The 23,269-nt window shown below is 54.4% G+C and carries 20 protein-coding genes and 1 pseudogene; 14 read left to right on the top strand and 7 right to left on the bottom strand.

The window, feature by feature from the left end; all coding sequences use genetic code 11:
* Nucleotides 1-303 precede the first annotated feature (303 nt).
* The 7 genes from secA2 (at nt 304) to Q0X28_RS05630 (ending at nt 7,565) form a co-directional block, all read left to right on the top strand.
* Complete coding sequence (gene secA2, locus Q0X28_RS05600; protein ID WP_296238394.1) at nt 304-2,601, top strand: accessory Sec system translocase SecA2; 2,298 nt, start codon at nt 304-306, stop codon at nt 2,599-2,601.
* 57 nt (nt 2,602-2,658) lie between these two features.
* Nucleotides 2,659-3,999, top strand: a complete 1,341-nt coding sequence (gene gdhA / locus Q0X28_RS05605) for an NADP-specific glutamate dehydrogenase (RefSeq protein ID WP_296238392.1) — start codon at nt 2,659-2,661, stop codon at nt 3,997-3,999.
* A 115-nt stretch (nt 4,000-4,114) separates the two neighbouring features.
* Complete coding sequence (locus Q0X28_RS05610; protein WP_296238390.1) at nt 4,115-4,912, top strand: CDP-alcohol phosphatidyltransferase family protein; 798 nt, start codon at nt 4,115-4,117, stop codon at nt 4,910-4,912.
* A gap of 128 nt (nt 4,913-5,040) precedes the next feature.
* A complete protein-coding gene (locus tag Q0X28_RS05615) occupies nt 5,041-5,493 on the top strand; it encodes an FHA domain-containing protein (RefSeq protein WP_296238388.1) in 453 nt (150 codons plus the stop codon).
* Nucleotides 5,494-5,529: 36 nt separating this feature from the next.
* On the top strand, nt 5,530-6,222 hold the full coding sequence (locus Q0X28_RS05620) for a MerR family transcriptional regulator (RefSeq protein ID WP_298577019.1): 693 nt from the start codon (nt 5,530-5,532) through the stop codon (nt 6,220-6,222).
* Complete coding sequence (locus tag Q0X28_RS05625) at nt 6,222-6,788, top strand: bifunctional nuclease family protein (RefSeq protein WP_296238384.1); 567 nt, start codon at nt 6,222-6,224, stop codon at nt 6,786-6,788. Before Q0X28_RS05620 ends, Q0X28_RS05625 begins: the two co-directional genes overlap by 1 nt.
* 201 nt (nt 6,789-6,989) lie before the next feature.
* Nucleotides 6,990-7,565 (top strand): MerR family transcriptional regulator, encoded by a 576-nt coding sequence (locus Q0X28_RS05630; protein WP_298577020.1) that lies wholly within the window; start codon nt 6,990-6,992, stop codon nt 7,563-7,565.
* Nucleotides 7,566-7,661: 96 nt separating this feature from the next.
* Here Q0X28_RS05630 and Q0X28_RS05635 read toward each other — a convergent pair whose 3' ends face one another.
* From Q0X28_RS05635 to Q0X28_RS05645, 3 genes are read right to left on the bottom strand one after another with little or no spacing between them, the layout of a single operon-like run.
* Nucleotides 7,662-8,336, bottom strand: a complete 675-nt coding sequence (locus tag Q0X28_RS05635) for a hypothetical protein (RefSeq protein WP_296238380.1) — start codon at nt 8,334-8,336, stop codon at nt 7,662-7,664.
* 5 nt (nt 8,337-8,341) lie between these two features.
* Nucleotides 8,342-9,406 carry a hemolysin family protein gene (locus Q0X28_RS05640; RefSeq protein WP_296238378.1) on the bottom strand — a complete coding sequence of 355 codons (1,065 nt, stop codon included), beginning with the start codon at nt 9,404-9,406 and terminating at the stop codon, nt 8,342-8,344.
* Nucleotides 9,403-10,737, bottom strand: coding sequence for a hemolysin family protein (locus Q0X28_RS05645; RefSeq protein WP_366936996.1), 1,335 nt, complete (start codon nt 10,735-10,737; stop codon nt 9,403-9,405). The genes Q0X28_RS05640 and Q0X28_RS05645 overlap by 4 nt, the downstream gene beginning before the upstream one ends.
* Nucleotides 10,738-10,969: 232 nt before the next feature.
* Here Q0X28_RS05645 and Q0X28_RS05650 point away from each other — a divergent pair, with 232 nt between their 5' ends.
* The 3 genes from Q0X28_RS05650 to Q0X28_RS05660 all read left to right on the top strand — a co-directional run bounded on the left by Q0X28_RS05650 (nt 10,970) and on the right by Q0X28_RS05660 (nt 13,500).
* Complete coding sequence (locus Q0X28_RS05650) at nt 10,970-11,659, top strand: hypothetical protein (RefSeq protein WP_298577023.1); 690 nt, start codon at nt 10,970-10,972, stop codon at nt 11,657-11,659.
* Nucleotides 11,660-11,687: 28 nt separating this feature from the next.
* The gene (locus tag Q0X28_RS05655) at nt 11,688-12,161 is read left to right on the top strand and encodes a PaaI family thioesterase (RefSeq protein WP_296238371.1); all 474 of its coding nucleotides are present in this window, start codon (nt 11,688-11,690) and stop codon (nt 12,159-12,161) included.
* A 118-nt stretch (nt 12,162-12,279) separates the two neighbouring features.
* On the top strand, nt 12,280-13,500 hold the full coding sequence (locus tag Q0X28_RS05660; RefSeq protein WP_296238369.1) for a class I SAM-dependent methyltransferase: 1,221 nt from the start codon (nt 12,280-12,282) through the stop codon (nt 13,498-13,500).
* Between the two features lie 558 nt (nt 13,501-14,058).
* Here the strand turns inward: Q0X28_RS05660 and Q0X28_RS05665 are convergent.
* Nucleotides 14,059-14,400, bottom strand: coding sequence for a hypothetical protein (locus Q0X28_RS05665; protein WP_296238367.1), 342 nt, complete (start codon nt 14,398-14,400; stop codon nt 14,059-14,061).
* 203 nt (nt 14,401-14,603) lie between these two features.
* On the opposite strand from Q0X28_RS05665, the gene Q0X28_RS05670 reads away from it, so the two are divergent.
* On the top strand, nt 14,604-14,957 hold the full coding sequence (locus Q0X28_RS05670; RefSeq protein WP_296238365.1) for an RNA polymerase-binding protein RbpA: 354 nt from the start codon (nt 14,604-14,606) through the stop codon (nt 14,955-14,957).
* Nucleotides 14,958-15,102: 145 nt separating this feature from the next.
* Here the strand turns inward: Q0X28_RS05670 and Q0X28_RS05675 are convergent, their stop codons facing one another.
* The 3 genes from Q0X28_RS05675 to cobN are packed head-to-tail and all read right to left on the bottom strand — an operon-like array spanning nt 15,103 to nt 21,300.
* Nucleotides 15,103-15,873 carry a polyprenol monophosphomannose synthase gene (locus tag Q0X28_RS05675; protein WP_296238363.1) on the bottom strand — a complete coding sequence of 257 codons (771 nt, stop codon included), beginning with the start codon at nt 15,871-15,873 and terminating at the stop codon, nt 15,103-15,105.
* A 58-nt stretch (nt 15,874-15,931) separates the two neighbouring features.
* Complete coding sequence (gene lnt / locus Q0X28_RS05680; protein WP_296238360.1) at nt 15,932-17,602, bottom strand: apolipoprotein N-acyltransferase; 1,671 nt, start codon at nt 17,600-17,602, stop codon at nt 15,932-15,934.
* The gene (gene cobN, locus Q0X28_RS05685; RefSeq protein ID WP_298577027.1) at nt 17,602-21,300 is read right to left on the bottom strand and encodes a cobaltochelatase subunit CobN; all 3,699 of its coding nucleotides are present in this window, start codon (nt 21,298-21,300) and stop codon (nt 17,602-17,604) included. Before cobN ends, lnt begins: the two co-directional genes overlap by 1 nt.
* A 95-nt stretch (nt 21,301-21,395) precedes the next feature.
* On the opposite strand from cobN, the pseudogene Q0X28_RS08590 reads away from it, so the two are divergent.
* The 3 genes and pseudogenes from Q0X28_RS08590 to Q0X28_RS05695 all read left to right on the top strand — a co-directional run.
* Nucleotides 21,396-21,623: pseudogene (locus Q0X28_RS08590) on the top strand (hypothetical protein); the annotation flags it as partial.
* A gap of 9 nt (nt 21,624-21,632) precedes the next feature.
* On the top strand, nt 21,633-22,625 hold the full coding sequence (locus Q0X28_RS05690; protein ID WP_296238357.1) for a hypothetical protein: 993 nt from the start codon (nt 21,633-21,635) through the stop codon (nt 22,623-22,625).
* Nucleotides 22,615-23,268: a precorrin-8X methylmutase gene (locus tag Q0X28_RS05695; protein ID WP_298577029.1), complete on the top strand. Its 654-nt coding sequence runs from the start codon at nt 22,615-22,617 to the stop codon at nt 23,266-23,268. The genes Q0X28_RS05690 and Q0X28_RS05695 overlap by 11 nt, the downstream gene beginning before the upstream one ends.
* The last annotated feature ends 1 nt before the right edge of the window (nt 23,269 follow it).

A 23,269-nucleotide genomic window follows, 5' to 3' on the forward strand; every position in this document is an offset into this window, starting at 1 on the left:
CAGGTCAATCCGTGAAAATCCGCGATTCCGGACACACTTTTTGACCCTTAACCCGTAATCCTGAAACAGAGTAGTGGGGCGATGTTTTCTTGCAGGTAGGGGGTAGTCTCAGCATCGTCTCATCTGCTTCTTATCTGTCGATAGCATCACCGCGGTCAAAAGAATCTCTCCAACTCTTTCTTAGAAATATCGTTTTCTCTTCTATATCGCTACACTAGATCCGTACCCTGGCAACGCGAGAAACGCTCAGCACCCAGTTGAAGCGACACATGGTGCCAGTAGACCGACAGAAGAGGAGTGCCCGTGAAAGGCTTCGGAAAGTTCTGGAAACTCTTAGGAGCTTCGACCGCAAAGAACCAAGCCGAGGCTCATTCCGCGGTCTCCCTTTCCCGGGGCTTTGATGAGTGGGCAGCCTCTCTCGCCGACGAGGACTTCGCTGACGCGGCACACGAGCTTGACCTACTATCCGATGAAGCACCGGAATACCCGAAATTCTTTGCATTGGTGAGGGAAGCGGCTGATCGATGCTTGGGGCTTCGACCGTTTGACGTCCAGTTGGAAGGCGCGCTGCGATTGCTCGAGGGCGATGTCATCGAGATGGCGACTGGTGAGGGGAAAACCCTTTCGGGTGCCATTGCCGCCGTGGGCTACGCCCTGGGTGGTCACGCCGTCCACGTTATCTCTGTTAATGATTATCTAGCCCGCCGCGACTCCAAATGGATGGAGCCGCTTTTTCATATTCTGGGCTTGCATTCTGGTTGGATTAATGAGTCCTCGGCTCGTGCTGAGCGAGAAGCCGCCTATGCCTGCGACATCACCTACGCGCCTGTCAACGAAATTGGATTCGACGTACTGCGCGACCAACTCGTCACCCGCGAGGATCAACTCCTGGCCCCTCGCGCAGATGTAGCAATCGTTGACGAAGCTGACTCAGTGCTGGTCGACGAAGCTCTTGTACCACTAGTTCTGGCAGGCTCCACCGCTGGGGAGATCCCCTCTGAAGATGTTGTTGACATCGTGAAGCAGCTCCAGCTGCATCGCCACTACGAGACGGATGCCGAAAAACGCAATATTTACCTCACCGATGAGGGATCACGTTTTGTCGAGAAACAGCTCGGTGGTATCAATCTTTACGATGATGAGCATGTCAGCACCACGTTGGTTCAGGTGAATGTCGCCCTGCACGCGCACGTACTGTTGCAACGCGATGTGCACTACATTGTGCGCGGTGACGAGGTGAAACTCATCGATGCTTCGCGAGGCCGTGTCGCTGAACTGCAGCGTTGGCCGGACGGTCTGCAAGCAGCTGTGGAAGCGAAGGAAGGTGTTCCGATCTCCGAAGCTGGCGAAGTGCTCGACACCATCACTGTGCAGGCGCTTATTGGGCGTTACTCGACAGTGTGCGGAATGACGGGCACCGCCATTGCCGCAGGCGAGCAGTTCCGTCGTTTCTATGATCTTGCCGTATCGCCCATCGAACCGAACACGCCATGTATCCGTGTCGATGAAAAAGATCGTGTTTACGACACCGCAGCGAGCAAGCGAACTGCCCTCATTGACTTCATTAAGAGCGTGCACGAGAAGGGACAACCCATTCTGGTGGGAACCCAAAACGTGGCAGAATCCGAAGCCCTCGCCGCTGAGCTGGCTGCAGAAGGGCTCGCGTGTAACGTGCTGAACGCTAAGAACGACGCTGCGGAAGCTAAGGTGATTGCCGAAGCTGGAGCGTACGGCGCTATCACCGTGTCCACGCAGATGGCTGGACGTGGAACCGACATCCGCTTGGGAGGTTCGGATGAAGCTGACCGACCCAAAGTCGTGGAGGCCGGAGGTCTCTGTGTCATCGGTACTTCCCGCTACCGAACTGAGCGACTCGACAACCAGCTGCGTGGCCGTTCAGGCCGACAAGGAGACCCTGGGATGAGCGTCTTTTTTGCCTCAATGGAGGATGAATTGGTCGCCGCTGGTGCCCCCGATGCGAAATGGCCGGGAGCGACAGACCGCGATGGTCTCTTCACTACTCCGAAGGCGTTACGCCTCGTCAACCACGCGCAACGTGTTACAGAGGGGCAAATGCTGGATATCCACGCCTACACCTGGCGATACTCCCGTCTGGTCGCAGACCAGCGCGCCATTGTGTCCGAACAGCGTGACCGCATCCTCGCCACAGATGTGGCGTCCGAATACTTTGCCTCGCATAACCCTGACAAGTGGAGCGAGGTAACGGCCAAGTTCTCTGCAGAAGATGTAGATCAGCTTGCGCGTAACATCATGCTCTTCCACCTTGACCGTGGATGGGCTGACCACCTGGCCTACCTAGATGACGTGCGGGAGAGTATCCACCTGCGCGCGCTTGGACGCCAGAACCCGCTGGATGAATATCACCGTATCGCCATCGAGGCTTTTGAAAACTTTATTGAGCGTGCTGAAAGTCGCGCCGAGGAAGCATTCAATAAGCTGGATCTGTCAACCGGCCTCCCTGACCTCGATCTTGCTGGCATGGCACGTCCATCCACAACTTGGACGTACATGGTGCACAGCAATCCGCTCGCACAAGACGGAGATACTGGATTCTCTAGCTTGGGCGGAGTATTCCGCTAACACAAGCCGATGAGCCCGCGGGACTCATCACACAACACACAACACGAAAGGCACCCCATGCCAAGTACTCGGCTGCAGGAAGTCTACTCGGCCCTGGTTGCTAACAACCCGGGCGAAAATGAATTCCACCAGGCTGCGAAGGAAGTTCTCGAATCGCTCGAACCGGTCATCAAAGAACATCCTGAATACACTGACCGGGCGCTCCTGGAACGCATTGTTGAACCGGAACGGCAGATCATCTTCCGCGTTCCGTGGATGGACGACAAGGGCGAATACCACGTCAATCGTGGCTACCGTGTCGAATTCTCGAGCGCACTCGGTCCCTACAAGGGCGGCCTCCGCTTCCACCCCTCCGTCAACCTCGGCATCATCAAGTTCTTGGGCTTTGAACAAATCTTCAAGAACTCCCTCACCGGCCTTTCCATGGGTGGTGGCAAAGGCGGCTCCAACTTTGACCCAAAGGGCAAGTCCGACGACGAAATTATGCGTTTCTGCCAGTCCTTCATGACTGAGCTGCAGCGCCACATTGGTGAAAACGTCGACGTTCCGGCTGGCGACATTGGTGTTGGCGGTCGCGAAATCGGGTACATGTACGGTCAGTACAAGCGTATTCGCAACAGCTTTGATGCGGGTGTTCTGACCGGCAAGGGCATCAACTGGGGTGGTTCGCTGGTCCGTACCGAAGCAACGGGCTACGGTTTGGTGTACTTCGCAGCAGAAATGCTGAAGGACGCTGGCACCAACATGGATGGCAAGAAGGTCGTTGTCTCCGGTGCTGGCAATGTCGCCATCTACGCCATTGAGAAGCTCCAGGAATTCGGCGCGGACGTTATCACTGCCTCTGATTCTTCGGGTTACGTGTATGATTCCGACGGCATTGATCTTGATCTGCTCAAGCAGGTCAAGGAGGTCGAACGCGGACGTATCAAGGATTACGCGGACAAGCGCCCGAATGCGACCTTCGTTTCCGGTGGCTCCATCTGGGATGTTGAATGTGATGTCGCTTTGCCGTGTGCCACGCAAAACGAACTCGATGGTGAAGCAGCTGCCAAACTGGTGAAGAATGGCACCAAGTTTGTTGCCGAAGGTGCCAACATGCCATGCTCTCCGGATGCCATCGATATCTTCAACGAGGCGGGTGTGCGGTTTGCCCCCGGTAAAGCGTCCAACGCCGGCGGTGTTGCTACCTCTGGCCTGGAAATGGAACAAAACGCCGCTCGCAGCCACTGGTCTTTCGACCAGGCGGATCAGCGTCTCCATCAGATCATGGTGAATATTCACCATACTTCGATCGAAACCGCTGAAAAGTATGGTTTCCCGGACAACTACATGATCGGTGCGAATATCGCCGGCTTCATTAAGGTTGCCGATTCAATGATTGATATGGGTGTTATCTAGATAATAGAAGTAACCCTTTGTCTTCGCGATGGGCGGTATACGGCGTAACCTTTGGCGTCGTGTACCGCCCATTCGAAAAGAACTCCTCACAATAGAAATGAAGAAGGTGGCCGCCGTGGCAGCTGCTCGTAAACGAGATCGCAAGCGTGAACTGGATAGTGAGCGTGTTCATGAGATTCTGCGCGATGCTGTTGATCTCGAACCAGTTGTTGACGGGCACAAGGCGTTGGCAGTCCCACCGGATATCAAACGTGATGTTCCCCCGCCTCCTCCTCTTCCTGAAGAGGAGCCCGTGGACCCTGCATCTCTCCGTGTGTTTACGGTCCCTAACCTTATTAGTCTGATCCGCCTCTTCCTGGTGCCAGTGTTTATCTGGCTATTGGTGGGGAAGCATGATTACATCATGGCTTTTGTCGTCCTCATCATCGTCGGGGTGAGCGACTGGGCGGATGGAAAAATCGCCCGTTTCTGGCACGTGGAATCGAAGATCGGCAGTTATCTGGACCCCGCAGCCGACCGACTGATGACGGTTGCTGTGCCCATCTCCATGGCGATCGTTGGCTTCATCCCGTGGTGGATGGTTGTCATCATCGTCTGCCGCGACATATTCCTTGCCGGATTGATCTTCGTGTACGAACGTCGTGGGCTTCGCATGTCGGTTATTTACCTAGGCAAACTTGCCACCGCCAGTTTAATGGTGGCGTTCCCCATGTTGTTGTTGGCATATTTACCCGTATCCTGGAATCACTGGGTGATGCCTCTTGCATGGGCCATTTTTATCTGGGCATTTGCGCTCTACATTTGGACGGGCATTCTTTACACCTATCGTGGATTCCTGCTGTTCAAGAAGGTTCCGGTGCTGACTCCAGAAGAGAAGGCACAGTGGGAGGAAGACAAGCGAATTCTGCGGTAGAGAGTGGTTAATCTGATGGCGATTTAGGGTCTCAAGAGGGTGCACGAAAGAGCCTTTGCAGGGTATCCTTAAACCAGGAATTGAGTGTTGTGCGGGCCCCTTGGTGTCCGTTTTAGAAAGGAAGACTAGTGAGCGAGAATCCCGTCGGTTACCCATTCCAGGAACCCAGCACGGAGACCACTTCTGTTTTCCGTGCCAAGCTATTGAAGGAAAGCGACCTGGCTGCTACTGAGCCCGTTGTTGCTAAAGCTGCTTCTGTCGATGGTCTTCCAGAAGGCTCTGCTCTGCTTGTGGTCAAGCGGGGTCCTAACGCTGGTTCTCGATTCCTCCTGGACCGGGATGTCACTACCGCTGGTCGCCATCCGGAGTCGGATATTTTCCTAGATGATGTCACTGTTTCTCGTCGCCATGCCGAGTTCCGCCGTGAGGGTGACGTCTACAGCGTCTCCGATGTCGGAAGCCTGAATGGTACGTACGTTAACCGTGAGCCCACTGACTCCACTACACTCAATAACGGCGACGAAGTTCAGATCGGTAAGTTTCGTCTGGTGTTCCTGACTGGTCCGCGTCGAGGCGCCTAAATGTTGGCGCAGCCTCTGCGATCATCCGATGCGACGATGTCCATCGGCTCTGTCGTTGAACTGTTAGCGAAAGAGTTTGACGATATTTCACTGTCCAAAGTTCGATTTCTCGAATCTGCAGGGCTGATTAGCCCGTCACGGACAGCATCCGGCTATCGCCGGTACTCCCGTTCTGATATCGAGCGGTTGCGTTTTATCTTGACCGCTCAGCGAGACTTGTTCCTCCCCAACAAAGTGATCGGGGAACAGTTGGAGAGAGTGGATGCCGGCGAGCTGACGTTGGCTGAGTTGCACCAGCAGTCGACCATGCCGTTGAGCGCCGTCACCGAGCATAAGGAGAACTTCTCCCACGTTAGCCAAGTGCGGCTGACTGAGCGGTCGTTGTGTCTGAAGACGGGGATTGACCCGGAGTTTTTGGATGCTCTCATCGACGCTGACCTGCTTCGTGCAACTGGGGCAGGCTTCTATGTCGAAGATGACATCGCGATCGTCGAAGCGTGTAAAACGCTGTGTGAGTCCGGCATTGATACGCGACATTTACGTTCATTCCGAACTGCGATAGATCGAATTGCCGATCTAGTACGACAGGCTGCTGGTGCAAGTCGCGCGTTGCAATCCGCTGAAGTTAAGGGTCGTACTGCAGAACAAGCACGCGTGTTGGCCAACAGTGCGAGTGATTTGGCGGCGGGTCTGCTTAAGCAACGTCTTCGGGATGTGTTGGATTATTAATGAGAGTTCCGGTACGTATCGTCGGTATTCAAGCTGATACCCCCGAGGATGATCCCATCGTTATGCTGCGTGAGCGAACAGGGGATCGAATTCTCGGTATGTGGATAGGGGAGCAGGAGACTGCACTGCTCACGTTCGCGATGGCTAAGACGGAGATTCCACGTCCATTTACGCACACGACGTTGTGGAAGGCTATTCAGGCGGCAGGGGCAGAGGTACAGTCCGTCTGTGTGACTGCCCAGCGGGATGGCATTTTCTGGGCGGAGATTGTGCTTGATAATGGTCGTCGCGTAGATAGTCGACCTTCTGATGCTTTGATCCTAGCGGCAACATGTGGTTGCGAGATTACTGTGGAGGATACTGTCCTTAATGCCTTTGGGGTGGTCGATCCGCAGAGTGGCGAGTCCGCAGCTAGGCTTTCCGGGGGCGCAGCTGAGGCTGACGTGGAGAGATTTTCTGAGGAGCTTCCCGATGATCTAAGTGGGGAGATCGACGCATTCCGTGAGATGCTGGATCATCTTTCGATGGATGATTTTTTGGATGGTCCCGATGACGAGAAAAACTAAAAGTCTCAACTAATACTTGAAGCTTTTGGGCGTGTCCTATTGCTCAGATATTTCTCGACAAATACTCTTTATTCACGTAAGGCAAGACCAGTCACATCAGTAACATCAGCAATTTTTATCACATAAGTAACACTTTGTTCCCGTGCTGGGTTACCATTGGCAGTAAAGATGCAGCTGACGTGACGTGCGCAAGGTGGAAGTATGGATAACTTCGGGTCCCACAGCGACAATCACAGTGAACAGCCGGGACTCTTCCCTGACCGTTCCATTCCTGATGAGCAAACCGGTTACCGCGGTCCTACCGCCTGCCAGATTGCCGGTATCACCTATCGTCAGCTCGACTACTGGGCACGTACTGGTCTTGTTGAGCCTTCTATCCGTGGCGCGAAAGGTTCTGGCTCGCAGCGACTCTACTCCTTTAAAGACATTCTCACGTTGAAGATTGTAAAGCGGCTGTTGGATACCGGAATCTCGCTGCAGAACATTCGTATCGCCGTTGACCATCTCCGTGACCGAGGCGTGTCTGAGCTATCCAACACCACCCTCGTATCCGATGGCACCTCTGTCTATGAATGCACATCGGCGGAGGAAATGTTTGACCTTATTCAGGATGGCCAAGGTGTATTCGGAATTGCCGTTTCCGGCACAATGAAAGAACTCACAGGATCTATTACGCACTTCCCGGCCGAGCACATTGAGAGTTCTGCTGTCACAGCAGTGCCGCTGGTTGATGAATTGGCGGACATGCGCCGTCGGCGTGCACGCCGAATTGGGTAGGCGTCGCCCTTTCTCACAGACGTATCAGTGCGGACCCACCACAATTGGTGAGTCCGCACTATTTATGCTCGGACAAACTCTCCTGCGTGGGTCAGTCTATACAGCAGGAGTCCTTTCTGCAGGGATCGTATGGGTCGTAGGACAGGGCTTCTTTACAGGGGCAACCGTCGTCGTTTCCGAAAAATGTAACTCATTCTGCTGTAGGAAAGCATCAACGTCGACCGCAGCTTGTGTGGCCTCAGCAGTGTGTTCCGCAGTCGTTTCGTCAAGGTTAGCAGGGGCGTTCTGCGCTAAATCAAGGCTTACGGAGTAAAACGATGTTCCCTTCATTTTCTCTGGTTTAGTGACCACCAACGAAGGGTGTTTCTTTTCAACTTTTTTAATATCAGAAAGCGATCCGATCCAGACACCCGGAACGTAAGGAGTCCGTTTCATGAGCGCGGTAGCAGCTTCTCCAGACTGTTGAGCAGAGATCGAGAAGGAGGCACATAGTCCGCCGTCCGACGGAAGCGTAGTTTGATAGGAAGTAATTAGCTCCGTGAGAGACTCTTGCACTCCTGCGGGGGCCCAAATCTCGATAGTAAGGTAGCCTGCGGAACAATCCTGCACGGCATCAAGCGTACGGCTATCATCAACACTCTTGTGCGCTAATGTCCAGCCCACGGCTGCAGCGATCACCACCAGGACCACCAGGACAGCTGCGATAATCCAGCCAGCCAAGAATTTCCGCGGTCGGTTTTTCGACCGGTGCCGTGAGCTTTCGAGAGACATTGTTCTTACTCCGGAATCTTATGCGTGGAATCGCGGACCGTACCTACAAATTCTTCCATAAGATCTTCCAAGGCGACGAACCCAATAATCTGATCAGTTTCCGGGTCCGTGACCAGGGCCAAATGTGAACGTAGACGACGCATACGAGCGGAAACAGAATCGATGCTGGAATCTCCGGGGAATGTAATGAGCGGACGAATAAGATTGACGGGAATTGGCTTTCCGCTCAACTCATCCGAGTAAAGGTAGTCCAGCACATCCTTAATGTGGAGGAAGCCCAGGTAATGGCCGATGTCGTTCTTTACGGGGTAGCGAGAATAACCGGTTTCCCGAACCAGTTTCTGGAGGGATTCCAGAGTGATGTGGCCCTCTTGCAATTCTAGAGTGCGCATGCGATGGACGGGAATCATAATGGCACGCACGGGACGATCAGATGCTTCGAGTGCCCGGTCCAGGCGGCGCGTCTCGTCATCGTCGATGAGTCCTTCTCCGCTCGATTCGCCGATCATAGCTTTGAGCTGAGCGGACGTGACGCGATGTTCTAGTTCGTCTCGCGGTTTCACGCCAATGAGGCGCAAGGTGCCATTTGCCAATGCATTGAAGAAGTGAATGAGTGGACGTGACACCTTCATAATCATCAGCATCGGGGGGACGATGATGATAGCAGTACGTTCGGGAGAAGAGATAGTGAAGTTCTTGGGGACCATCTCACCTAGCAGAATATGCAGGTAGGAAATGATGACGAGGGCGACGATAAAAGCGATGGTGTGGAGCGAAAAGCCGGAGACACCGGCGAGCGCGAGCGGTTTTGCCAGGAGTTTGGCAATGGCCGGTTCTGCAATTTTGCCGAGCAGCACAGAAGCCACAGTGATACCTAACTGACAGGTCGCGAGCATCATCGAGAGGTGCTCAGAGGCATCGATCACCTTGTAGGCACGCGGATGGCCGGCGGCGGCCAGTGCCTCCAAACGATCATGTCGAGATGACACAAGAGCAAACTCTGCTGCTACGAAAAAGGCATTGACAGCGAGGAGGAGAATAAGGAGGAGGATTGCCGGGAGGGTGCTCATTGCTGTTCTCCCCTCGCCGTGACGGTAGCAAGTGGGCGTGGGGTCAATAGCACGCGGTCGACGCGTCGCCCATCCATCTTGATGACACGGCAGTACCACTGTATTTCTTGCACATCGCTGACGGCGTGCACTTCGGATGGCACGGCCAATTCGTCCCCTTCTTCGGGGATGCGCCCCAGTTTCCACATGATAAGACCGCCGAGGGTGTCAAACGAGGGGTTGTCGGGGAACAAGTAGGTGGTCGCCGCAGCGACTTCATCTCGTCGGAGTTGGCCGGAGCAATCCCAGCTATTACCGCGTTTAAGTACGTCAAGGAGGCTCGCATCGTGTTCGTCGCGGACGTCACCGAGGATCTCTTCGATGATGTCCTCCATGGTGACGAGTCCCGCTGCGCCACCATATTCGTCAATAACGAGGCCGGACTGTTGGCCGCTGGCCCGAATAGTGCTGAGTACAGCGTCGGCATCCAAACTGTCGGGGACACGGGGGAGGGGTTTCATGAGGTCACGCATAGTGACGCTAGTGAGTTTGGCGGGGGAGAGGGTAAAAGCGTCCTTCACATGCACGATGCCCAGCGTGCTATCGAGATCACCGGAGACGACAGGGAAACGAGAGTGTCCGGTTTCTTCCGACAGTGACAGGAGATCACGGGCCACCGCATCGGCTGCAATCGTCTCAATTCGAGAACGAGGGGTCATAATGTCTTCTGCGGACAGATCGCCAAAGCGGAGGGATCTTTGGACCACCTGTGCCGTATGAGCCGGCAGATGGCCATCTAAAGCCGATTCTTGGACGATTCTGTCCAATTCCTGTGGAGAGCGAGCGGAAGCTAGCTCATCGACAGGTTTAGCACCTAACTGGCGGATGATGCTGTTAGCAGAACTGTTAAGACTATTGATCAGGGGGCGGAAAAGTACGGAGAAGCCCATGAGGAACGGTGAGGTCGCTTTGGCTAAACGCATAGACTCACTAATTGCCCAGTTCTTTGGCACGAGTTCGCCAAATGTCATGGAGAGAATGGTGGCGATAATAAGTGCGAGAGCGAGTGAAATTCCGTTAACCGCCGAATCCGAGATGTTGGGGATTTTCCGCAAGAGAGGCGTCAAAAACTGTGCAAGTACTGGCTCCGCGAGGTAGCCAGTGATAAGCGTTGTGATAGTGATACCGACCTGGCATCCGGACAATGCAAATGATAGGTGTTGATGGGCATGCTTTAGACGTTGCCCACTTTTGTGACCAGCGGCGGCCTCTCTGTCAACGGCCGACTTTTCGAGTGCTGTCAGTGAGAATTCTGCGGCGACAAAAATGGCAGTGATGCCAGTAATTGCCACAAATCCAATTAATGACAGAATTTGTGTAGCGACTTCCATAAGCTTGCTGGATTTCTCTCCTATTTTTCCCTTTCCATTGTACGGATCCACATACGTTTCGTCTTATTCTGCTCATTTATTCGCCTTCATTAACGCTTAATCAGTTGCACCGGTTTGAAATTACGAGAAAAAAATAGCAAACTTACCTGGTGCTGGAGGGAAGGTGATCCTAAAAACAAGGGAGTACCAGCAAGTGCTTGAGATGTATGCCAAAGAAGTGTTACACGAGATTTCGGATATTGGCGGCAGCCTGTGTGAGGAGGAGCCTCACTTGTATTCTGTAGCGGACCTTGAAGAGTGCCCGCGGCGCCGCTGGATCACCATTACTGATGTGATTAAAAACAAGTATCTTGAAGAGTACTATCACTCCATCGTCGACCCGAGCAAAGATAAAGAACGGGCAGTCGAAGAAGTATGTGCGCATATGATCCACCTTGTGCTGGGCGGTGTGGTTTCTAGCTACATGCTGAGCGGACGAGTGTGGGAGGTATGTCCAAGGAATATTCTCCTCCGCACACATGTGTTAGGCGGATTCGACCGCTATGGCGCAGAGCACGCCCGGGTGCGTGTGCTCGGAGATGACCCCTACGTATCCAAGCTGCGGCCGTTCCATGTCATCCCATCTGAACAAGATATGGCTGACTGGACAATGCTTCAGGCACAGGAGAGCCTGGTGCCAATCATGCGGGAATTGAGTCGCTTAAGTCGCTACACCGAATCTCAGTGTTGGGGCCCTTTGCGCGGACTTATCAACAGCTACGCTAAGCTTGTCATGCATCGTTATCCCCGTAAACGCGATCAAGTGGAGCGTCGCATGCGATACGTTTATGAGAGCTGTGAGCGTCTGGGCCTTCCTCTTTCTCGGAGGATCGGTAGACTCTAGCCATCACTATGATGCAAGGAGTTATCGAATGCGCGACGTTATGGATCTCTATGCGCCCTATGTCGGGCGTACCCTCTTCGGGGAAGAATTGGATCAAGCGCGAGAGATTCTCGCGGCTCAAGGGTTCTCCCACACCCTTGGCATTGTTTATGACGAGGTTTCCATAGACAAGGTAGTCGCTCACTTGGATGTGCGACCGGAACTGTGCCAGCCAATGGGTATTGTCCACGGCGGAGTTTACACATCATTAGTGGAGGATGTCGCCTCTCTTGCCGCGTGGTGGTGGTTAGGTGGGCGAGGGCTAGCTGTTGGGTCCTCCAACAGTACAGATTTCCTCCGACCCGTCACCGAAGGGCGGTTAATCGCTACGGCTACTCCGCTTCATCGTGGCAGGACTCAGCAGATTTGGGTTGTTGATATTGTCCGCGAGGATGGTAAACGGGCAGCACAAGGGAAGCTGCGGGTGGCCAACCTTCCCATGGGTACTCCCGACGACGAGTAGCTCCCATCGCCTCTCATCTGTGTCGGTCTCACTGCCGTTTCCTACGGGTGTTGATGGCGCCTAGGGCTTACCATGGGGGAGTACTACTTGTGCTCCTCAGGAAGGTGACGATCCGGTAATGAGCGTGCTCGACCTGTCGCAATGGCCACGCCTTGCCACTCCCTCCGCCTCACACTTCCGGCTTCGTCAACGCCATGTTCGAGATGAGTTCCCACAGTTTATGTGGGTAACGGAGGCAGGGGAGTGTCCTGAACTCGTACCGGGGCGCTTGCCGTTGGAGGGTACTGAAGCGGCGCGTACGGTGAAACTCTATGATGAGGCGTCCGTCGATGAACGGTTTGCTCGGGATGGATGGTTAGGGCTGGCGGAAAGCTTTATGGCAGGGGAATGGGATGCCCAAGACCCCTCCTATTTTTGGGGTACCGCTATGTCTCTCAAAGGGGCGTTGCCACGCAAAGAACGCGCTCAGCGTCGTCAACCATTAGTCGCTTCTCCGCGGGATCGATCATTTGAGTTCTTTTCGACGTATCTCGATGAGACGTTCAATTTTGGTGCTGCAGATTTCATCAATGGTCCGCGCTCGACCGTGGTCGATAATGGGGTGGCGGAAGTGTATCTTGATGATCCGTCGCCTTTGCCGTTGCGCAAAGACCTGTATGATGCGCAACGGCGACGAGTCTCACGTGTCCTCCTTGATGCTGACTTACGTCGTCGCGATAAAGTTCTCTTTATCGGCGCTGAGTGGGGGGAAACTGCACTAGAAGCGGTGGCATTTGGGTGCGATGTCACAGTGTTGTGTGAGACCCCACAAGTTGAGAAGATTCTCACCACCCGGGCTGATATGGCGCAGGGGGGACAACTTCGTCTTATTCCCGGATTGTTCAGCCAGACGGGCGTCTATGACGTCCTCATCTCGATCTCTCCGCTTCCACACGACGCTATTTTTGATGCCCTGCCGCAGCTTGTGGCCGAAGATGTGGCTCCGCGCGGCCGAATTGTCGTGGAGAGGCCATGGCGGGGGCGCCCTCATCAAGAGATGCCTCTCGCATGGTGGTGGGCGTACGTCGATACAGATACTCAATTGCGTTCTCGGGAAGAGTGCGTATCAGCTCTTATGGCTGCCGGAGCTCGTTTAACCCAAGCGACTCACTGCGGGCATCACTACGTGCGGTCACTTGAATTATGGGATGAGAGTTTCCGTGCACATGTTTCGCAGGCGGGCGCATTGGGCTACGACGCAGCCTATCGCCGCTTGTGGCGCACAGCATTGGCACTGTCACGCGCGGGAGTGCGTACGGGGGCTCTCGAGTACCAACGGTTGGTTTTCCAGAAACGTTAGGGCTTTTCGGGGAGGGAACCACTTTCAACCCAAGGTAGAGACGCGGCTTCTGTGTAATAGCTGAAATGACATAATGTAGATTATCGGATAAAGAGGGAAACTGAAAGGCTCTGCAGAGAAGTGTCAGTTCCGAATATTGCAGAGAAGGCACAGGGAACATCTACTCAAAAATGGTAAACATATCCGTGCTTCGTGCGTGGAACGAGCAAGTCCGAATGTGACTGGAGACATCATGTTTGGTTTTATCGCGACGAGTGCTCATACTTCTTGTTACGTGTAGTGTGATTACACTCTATTAGCTCGTTGCTTGGTTATTCCTGGGGGGCGTATATAAGACTACCTGGGTCCTAGTGGCCCCACTGACCGCAACGGCATTACCCATTTCCCTGCCATATCGCACAGTCACACGAGTTTACTTTTGTCACAGTGACAAAATAACATGCTGTGGCTACAGGTGAGAGAACCTAAGGTAAGGAAGTGAATTAAGCTGCGGGATCCTAATTGAGCCGTGTACTGCCGTTGTGTGCCATTAATTGAAGGACAGGAGCAATTCCGGTTTTATCGAAGACGCTCCGCCTCCCGGGTGAGCGCCACAACTTCATCAGCAATCTCATGGAGCTCTTGTGTATTTGCACCTTCAGTGATCGCGATAAGAAGATCCTCTGCAGCACAGCGCGCCTGGAAAATACGGTCGATAATAGCTTCTGCATCATCCTGACTGAGGACGATAACGTCATTCGGCAGTCCACGCTGTGTAAGGTCATGGCGTGCTTCATAAGCACGTTGCCGACAAGACTGTGAGCAGTATTTACGTTTTCGTCCACGAGTGTTTGTGGAGATATCGCGACCGCACCACGCACAGTGAGCATCTTCGTGGTGTGTTGTATACGGTGACTCCACCATAATCGCCTTTCGTGTCTTCTTCCGTGAAACGGTAGAATATACGCAACTATACGGTGGAGTTGAGCATTTTGCTGGATCCTCGTGGTTGTCGGAACTAAAATGACCTCTTCGCCGTTGTTATATCTGAGAGATGCTTTGTCTGTATGTTATTTATGTGTTATAAATAACATTTAATTGAGTAACGTAAGGAATGATTCTGCATGGCTGATCGCGTTTTGCGAGGTAGTCGACTTGGCGCCGTTAGTTATGAGACTGATCGTAACCACGACTTAGCACCTCGTCAGATGGTGACATACCGCTGTGACAACGGGGAAGAATTCGTTGTTCCGTTCTCCCATGAAGCAGAGATTCCACAGACGTGGATCTGTAAGAACGGCATGGAAGGTACCCGTGTCGATGGAGAAGAAGAAGACGACAAGCAGGTCAAGCCGCCACGCACCCACTGGGATATGCTGCTTGAACGTCGCAGTCTTGACGAGCTCGACGAGCTGCTCCAAGAGCGTCTTGAGGTGCTGAAGAAGCGTCGCCGTCGTGTGCCCACTAACAACGCCTAAACAACGCACGGTGGGAGCAGAACACGCCGCCTCTCCCCCACAGCAGCTGCGTTTCGGTTAAGACATGGTCTGCCAGGTAAGCGGGCTAACGTTATAAAGAATGGCCCACGGGAAATTCCCGTGGGCCATTCTTTATCAGCATGTCTTACTTCTTTAGATGAAGGAGCGTGAGAAGCTTTTTCCAACGAGACTGGATACCCCAAAGAAAGACTCGCCCGAAGGCTTCAGTGATAATGTTTCCGCTCATCTTCGATTCACCGATTTCGCGCTCGGTGAAGGTGATGGGAACCTCGACGACAGTAAAGCCAGCTTGGATTGCGCGCCAAGCGAGGTCAATCTGGAAGCAGTAACCGACAGAGCCCACCGCATCGAGGTCGATAGTTTCTAACACCTCACGACGGTACGCACGGTACCCGCCGGTAATATCGTTCAGTTTGGCACCCAACACGATGCGAGTGTAAATGTTGCCACCACGGGACAGGATCTCCCGCTTCTTCGGCCAGTTCACTACGGTGCCACCCGGCACATAGCGGGAACCGAGCACCATGTCCGCACCTTCATCAATGCGGTCCAGCAGACGGCAAAGCTGTTCAGGCGCGTGAGAGCCATCCGCATCCATTTCACACAAAACGGTGTAATCGCGCTCCAGACCCCAATGGAAACCGGCAATGTAGGCGCCGCCGAGGCCGCCTTTGCCCTCACGATGCATGACGAAGATCGAGCCTTCATTTTCGGCTGCCAGCTTGTCAGCAAGATCACCAGTACCATCCGGGCTGTTATCATCAACGACCAGAATGTGGACGTCAGGCTGAGCGGTCTGAACCCGTTCCACAATAAGTGGAAGATTCTCTTCCTCGTTGTAGGTAGGGATGATCACCAGCGTACGGGCGCTTGGCTTCAATTCATTTGCAGACATGTTGTTCCTTATTTAGCCACCCGTAGGTGGGCATCTCAGGGCTGTTCAAGCTGTAAGGCTAGAGCGTAATTTTACGCTTCCTCCGGGCAATAATCGATCCGCCACACACCAACACCGCCAGCACGCAGAGAACTCCATCTAGCCACGGCTGGATACAAGTGGCGGCAGTTCGCGTCTGATAAAGAGACACTGTGCGAACCGCAAAATCCTGTTCGTAAAGGGAGGTCTCGTCCATAATAGCGCCCTCCGGACTAATAAACGCACTGGCTCCAGACGTTGCCGCAACTACCACCCAACGGTGTAACTCCCGCGCTCGGAACTGGCTGATACCCAGCTGTTGGTAGGTCTCATGAGAATAGCCAAAGGTCGCATTGTTCGTGGGGACAGCTAACCAATCTGCGCCATGGTGTATCGCGCGTCGGCCACTATCCCCGAAAATGATCTCGAAACAGGTTGCGACACCAGCACGGGAACCATCAACCGGAATGATCCCATTTCCCCTCCCCGCCTGAAAATTACCTGCCCAAACTGCATAGGGGGAGATCTTTTCCACTAACCCACGGAGAGGGAGATACTCTCCAAAAGGCTGAATATGACGTTTTACATGACGTATACCCTGATAACCATCAGATGTCCATAATAGAATGGCGTTGAGCTCCGGATTATGAGACTTTCGTCCTAAGACCGCCCCCACTAGAATTGGTGCTCGAATAGCTCTGGCAGCACTGGTAATAAGCGCATTGGCATCAGGATTGCCTAAAGGATCAATGTCCGCGGAGTTCTCCGGCCAAACCACTATGTCAGGTTGAGGCTGCTTTCCCAATCTCACTGCATCAGCCAGACGGAAGGTTGCCTGCGCGTGATTCTCCAACACTTCCATCCGAATCGCGTTAAACGTCAGTCCGGAAGTAGACACATCACCCTGAACAAAAGCGATGCGTCGGGTGCTGGTGGGTTCGGCATGAGTACGTTGCGAGAAGTCATAGATAAACGAACCTGAAGTCATGGTAAGAACAATCAGCAGCACACCTACTGCAGATCGAAAAACTTTGGGCGGGCGTGGCCACGAATACCACGAAAAGATTCCTGTATGCCCTCTATCGTCCCGTCTGCATACGGCAGCATACGCCAGGAATAGCGCCGCTGCGGCACCTATCACGAGGGTGTAAGCCCACATCACTACAAGAAAAGTGACGGCCGAGGCGGAACCCCACGGCGCGGCACTGACGAGTGGGCTGGTCGACTGCCCATAGGCGGGAGTCCCCCAGGAAAAACCTCCAAAGGGAAAACGGGCCCGAACCGCTTCCACTGCAGTCCACCAGAGTGCGCTCGCCGCCGCCGTGCGAACTGAGAAGACTCCCCAAAGCCTCATGAAGTGGACGACAGGAACCGTGATCGCCACGACAAACAGGGCCAGGATGATACATAATGCAATCCACGGTGGCTCTTCGACAAAAGTCTGAATCCACTGGAAAAGTGGGAGGTAGAGAGCTAGTGCCCACACAAATCCAGCGCCTGCCGCGCACCAATAAAAGTGCCGCCGCCGCATCGCCACGAGTAGGCCGAGACCTCCGAATAATAGTGCGATACCAACAACTCCCAGCGGCCAAAGGTTGTACGGTGCAAAACTGAAATAACTTGCACCTCCACCAATAGCGGGAACAATAATTATCGGCCCCAATAGCTTCACGATGGAGCTGAATACAGAACGAGGAGAAGGAGCGGACATCACTCCATGGATCCTTCAGTTTCTAACAAGAGATCGGTGAGCTGCTCCAACATCCGTGAGTCGGGATTCTCCCAGAGTCCCCGCTGAACCGCTTCCATAAGCCGCTCACACATGCCGTGCAATGCCCATGGGTTGGCCTCTTCCAAGAAAGTGCGATTCTCTGTATCAAGGAGGTAGGATTCAGCTACCGCGCCATACATCCAATCGTCCAAGACGCCTGTTGTCGCGTCGTATCCGAAGAGATAATCAACTGTGGCTGCCATCTCAAAGGCGCCCTTGTAGCCATGTTTACGCATTCCTGCCAGCCAGCGAGGATTAAGCACCCGTGCTCGCACCACCCGTGTGGCCTCTTCACTGAGGCTACGGTGCCGGACAGCTGATGGGCGCGTAGAGTCTCCGATATAGGAGGCAGGTTTATGATTGCGGAGCGCTTCCACCGTCGCTACCATGCCGCCATGAAATTGGAAGTAGTCGTCAGAATCGAAGATGTCGTGTTCTCGGGAATCGATATTCTTCGTTGCGAGGGTGATCCGCGCGAAATTGCGTTGCATGGCTGTTCGTGCTTCGATACCAGCCATATTACGGCCGTAAGCGTATCCACCCCAGGTAGTGTATACCTCTGCTATATCTTTTGTTGTCTCCCACTGTCCACTTTCCATCAACTGGATTACACCAGCACCATAGGTCCCGGGTCGTGAACCAAAGATACGTGTCGTGGCAGTGCGCCAGTTCTTACCGCTACTTCCCCCCGGCTCATCAAGTAAGGCGTGTGCACGGATGTAGTTATCTGCAGTATCTTCAGGGAGATCTGCCACAAGCTGTACGGCATCATCCATCAGTGCGATCGCAGCAGGGAACGCATCACGGAAGAAGCCTGAGATGCGGAGCGTCACATCAATACGCGGACGCCCCAATTCGGAAAGTGGAATGATCTCCAACCCGGTAATACGTCGACTCTGAGCATCCCACACAGGACGAACCCCAAGCAGCGAGAGTACTTCGGCAATATCGTCACCGCTGGTCCGCATTGCGGATGTCGCCCACAAAGAAATGCCGATAGATTCGGGATATCTGCCGTGATCGTCACAATAACGGTCGAGCAGAGTCCGTGCGAGATCTTGACCGGTCTCCCAGGCGAGCTCGGAAGGAATGGCGCGAGGGTCAAGGGCATAAAAATTACGTCCGGTCGGGAGGACCGACACAAGTCCGCGTAACGGTGAACCAGCTGGTCCAGGTGGTACTGCAGCACCATCAAGGGCTGCTAATACGTGGGGAATTTCCTGCCGTGTCTGACGCAGACGCGGTACCACCACCTCACACAAAAACTTCAGAACTTGCGGGAGGCGTGCACTATTAAAGGCTTCCGAACCCACATGAAAAGCTTCACAATAACGATTGATTGCATCAGTCACCAGGCCAACATCCCACTGGTGTGCCGCCAAGTCTTCGACGAGGAAACGGGCATGTTCTTCTGCCCTGTCCACCTGATGCCGACTATCAGTTCCATCCTCTTTGAGGCCGAGGACCTCACGTAATCCTGGAAGAATCTCCTGGCCACCCCATAATTGACGAGCTTGTGCAATGGCGAGCACCATATTCGTGAGGTGCTCCCCCTGGGGCTCACGGGAGAGAACATGGAGGCCGTCACGAATCTGGACATCTTTGATCTCGCAGAGCCATCCATCGACATGCATGAGCATGTCATCAAACTCATCCTCATTAGGCCGTTCCTCAAGTCCTAAATCTCGATGCATTTGAGCGGCCGTCATCAGGGTCCAAATTTGCTGCCGAATGGCAGGAAGCTTCGCCAGATCCATCGCGCTAATGTTCGCGTGTTCGTCCAGTAGTTGCTCCAGTCGAGCAATGTCTCCATAGGATTCCGCACGCTGAGTAGGGGGAATAAGGTGATCTACTAGCACAGCATGGGCACGCCGCTTAGCCTGAGTACCCTCGCCAGGATCATTAATCAAGAAGGGATAAATGACGGGAAGGTCCCGCAGTGCCGCATCCGGTCCGCAGGAAGGGGAAAGTGCGTTCTGCTTTCCTGGCAGCCACTCCAAATTGCCATGCTTCCCCACATGTACGATCGCGTGCGCACCCCAGCCGCCAACCGTCCGATCCGCGGCAAGCCACCAGTAGGCAGCAAGATAGTGGTGTGACGGGGCCAGCTCCGGATCGTGGTAGATCGACACAGGGTTCTCCCCAAAGCCGCGCGGTGGCTGTACCATCACCAACACGTTGCCAAGCTCCAAGCCGGCAAAAAAGATCTCTGGGTGTCCGCTACGGCGAGCATCCACGAATAGCTCTCCGGGAGCAGGGCCCCAGGCATCTTCAACCTTCTGCTGCAGCTGAAGTGGGCACAGGCGGAGCCAATGCTCATAGGTTGCAGCGTCCAACCGGAGTGTATTTGCAGCAACCTGTTCATCCGTCAGCCAATCTGCGTCTTGCCCACCCGCCGCAATAATCGCTTTCATCAGCTCGGCCGGATTATCGGCAGCAGGATCGTCAATGCTATAACCCGGGATGGCTGCTTCATCTACGGTATAGCCGGCAGCAGCCAAAGCGTGGAGCAACGCGAGGACTGAGGCAGGAGTATCCAACCCAACCGCGTTACCAATGCGGGCATGCTTTGTTGGATAAGCCGAGAGCATAAGAACAATACGCTTATCGGCATTGGCAAGGTAACCCAGCCGCACCGTCCTCATCACCAGTGATGCCAATCGGGAACAGCGTTCGGGGTCTGCCACGTAACGGCTGAGACCGTCTTCTCCCTCCTCTTTAAAACTAAAAGGCACAGTGATGATACGCCCATCGCATTCGGGAATTGCCACCTGCGATGCAGCATCCAACGGGCTCATCCCCTCATCAGACTCCAACCACTTGTCGTGTGGAGAGGTCAGACAAAGTCCCTGGAAGATGGGGATACCCAGACGAGCAAGGGCTCCTCCATCCCACGTGTCGTCCTTATCCCACGGGGTGGTAACAGCAGAATCGGGGAAAGTACATTGTCCTGGTTGATGGGCGGCCAACACCGTCACGACAAGTGCGTCAAAGGTCCCCAGATAGTTCAGCAAATCTTCGTCGGGAGTGCGCAGAGACGACACAAAAATAGGCACTGCTACTCCCCCACACGTAGAAAACGCCTCTGCAAGTGTTGTTATAAACGCAGTGTTTCCGGCGAGATAGTGCGAGCGGTAGAAGACAATCCCCACTCGGCCCTTGGCTCCAGCGAGCTCGTTCTTACCGGGATCTGTACCCATAATGCCCCAGGCAGGATGTGCGTGGGGTGCCGGCACGTGGTTGCTTGCTTCCCTCGGACTCATCCCCGGGGTACAGACCGCGAGTTCAAGGTAATCCCAGAGAGACTCCATATTATCCGCACCGGATGCCGCAAGATAGAGATGAGTGACGTGCGCAATCTCAGCTGAGACCGTGGAACACGCCAACAATTCGGTGTCGATCAATTGTTCGCCGGAAACCACCACAAGGGGTTTCTCTAGTACCGTCACCAGTGAGATTAGACCATCCCAGGTACGAGCGCTGCCCAGCAGGCGAAGCACGATGACGTCGGCGTCCGTCAGAAGAGTGGTTACTTCTTCTGCTGCTACACCGGAAGGGTTTCGCCATAACCAGGGGCGATGAGACTGAGCAGCCGCTAACCCATCAGTATCAGAAGTGGAAAGCAAAACGGCGCGCACACGAACCTACTTTTTCAGCGATAGTAACTCCCCCATGGTATCAAGGAGCACGTGGGCTAACCTGCTGCATGCACCCAACAGACTAGGCTAGTGGAGTGCACACCTTTATTCCTCGGCAAGAATCCGACCACTCCTGCCACGACTCGTGTCCAAGCGCGCTAAGACTTTTCCCCGCACAAGACGGCGGCATCGCGCGCATCCGCAAACCAGGCAGCCTTTTTACCCCTGCTGAACTACATTTCTTAGGAGAGGCTGCTGCGCACTATGGGGACGGGTTCTTACATCTGTCAAACCGCTCACACCCGCAGCTGCGCGGGGTCCGCAAGGGCGACATGCATCAAGGCCTTATCGCTGACATTGCAGCAGCGGGGCTTCTCCCCCATCCAACCCATGATAGTGTGCGCACTATTCTCGTCTCCCCACTCCACCATTCGGAAGGCCCATCTGCTGACTCCCTTGCACGTCTTGTCGACGAGCTCGACCAGGCACTCTGTGCTTGCCCCGCGGTCGCAGATCTCTCCGGACGAACCATTATCGCGCTTGATAACGGAAGCGGTGACGTCTGCTACGAGCGCCCAGATCTTGGGGCTGTGGCACAGCCCAACGGTAGCTGGATGATCCTTCTGGCAGCCGCTCCCACTCCCCTCACGTGCGCACAGAATCATCTTGTAGAGATACTTGCCGCCGCTGCTCAGTACTATGCCGAATTTCCCCGCCAGCAGTGGCGGATGGTCGACGAGGAGCAGTGTCGAGAGACTATCTTGATGCAGCTCCGCGAGCACTATTCGCGGCAGCTTACCGAACTCAAGGACGCAGACGTATCACTCCCACCACGGTTCCAGCCCACAGCCGGTATCACAGCAGATACTGTAGTGGCTACCATCCCCTTCGGGCGAATGACCGCAGAAGCCGCACAAGAACTAGCCGGCTTCGGCTACTCTGTGCGTTTTACACCCTGGCACAGCGTCGCCATCTATGGCGTTTCAGCAGCTGCCCGCGACGACCTGTGCACCGCCCTAACTCGGTTAGGAATGAGCGTCGATCCACGTCACCCGGCGAACTGGATTAGTGCCTGTGGTGGACAACCGGGATGCCGACGTGCGCATGCTGATGTACGTGGTGATGCTTGGCAGCAGATGCACTCCTCCGACTACCAACCAGGAGTCCGAATTCACTATGTAGGCTGTGCCCGCCGGTGCGGACACCCCAATGCACAGCATTGGGAACGTCTAGCTACAGCACAAGGAGAGTATGTAGAAACGCTCATGGACGCAGATGGGCGAACCCCAGTAACTAGCGGAGGACATCAGCTGCATGAGCTATAGCTACACCAGTTCGGGAGATGACATTTACGCCGAGTCTTTCCGTATCATTCGGAAGGAAGCAGATCTCTCCAGGTTTAGCCCCGCGCTTGAGCCTATTGCTGTACGCATGATCCACGGGTGCGGGCAGACTGACCTCGCTCACGATATTGAGGCCAGCGAAGGATGTGTGGAGGCCGCCCGCCGAGCGCTGCAGATTGGAGCCCCTGTACTTTGTGATGTCTCCATGGTGGCGACCGGTATCACACGCCGGCGGCTCCCCCACAACAATCCCATAATCTGTACCCTGCACGAGTCTGGCATCCGTGACGCCGCTGCAGCGCACGGGCTGACCCGTTGTGCCCAAGCCGTCGACATGTGGGCCCCCTACAGTGATGGTGCTGTTGTTGCTATCGGCAATGCTCCGACCGCCCTCTATCGTCTCCTCGAGCTTCTTGACGATGAAAAGATTCCCGACCCAGCAGCTATCATTGGCATCCCCGTGGGTTTTGTTGGTGCCGCAGAATCCAAACAGGCGCTAGCCGACTGGTGCGCGTCCCACCCGGGACGAACAGAGTATCTGACAGTTCATGGCCGGCGAGGCGGTTCAGCCATCGTCGTATCTGCTCTCAATGCTCTCGCCACGCCTTCGGAGAAAGCGTTCTAAC

The sequence above is a fragment of the uncultured Lawsonella sp. genome, assembly GCF_947252745.1.
Classification (GTDB): domain Bacteria; phylum Actinomycetota; class Actinomycetes; order Mycobacteriales; family Mycobacteriaceae; genus Lawsonella.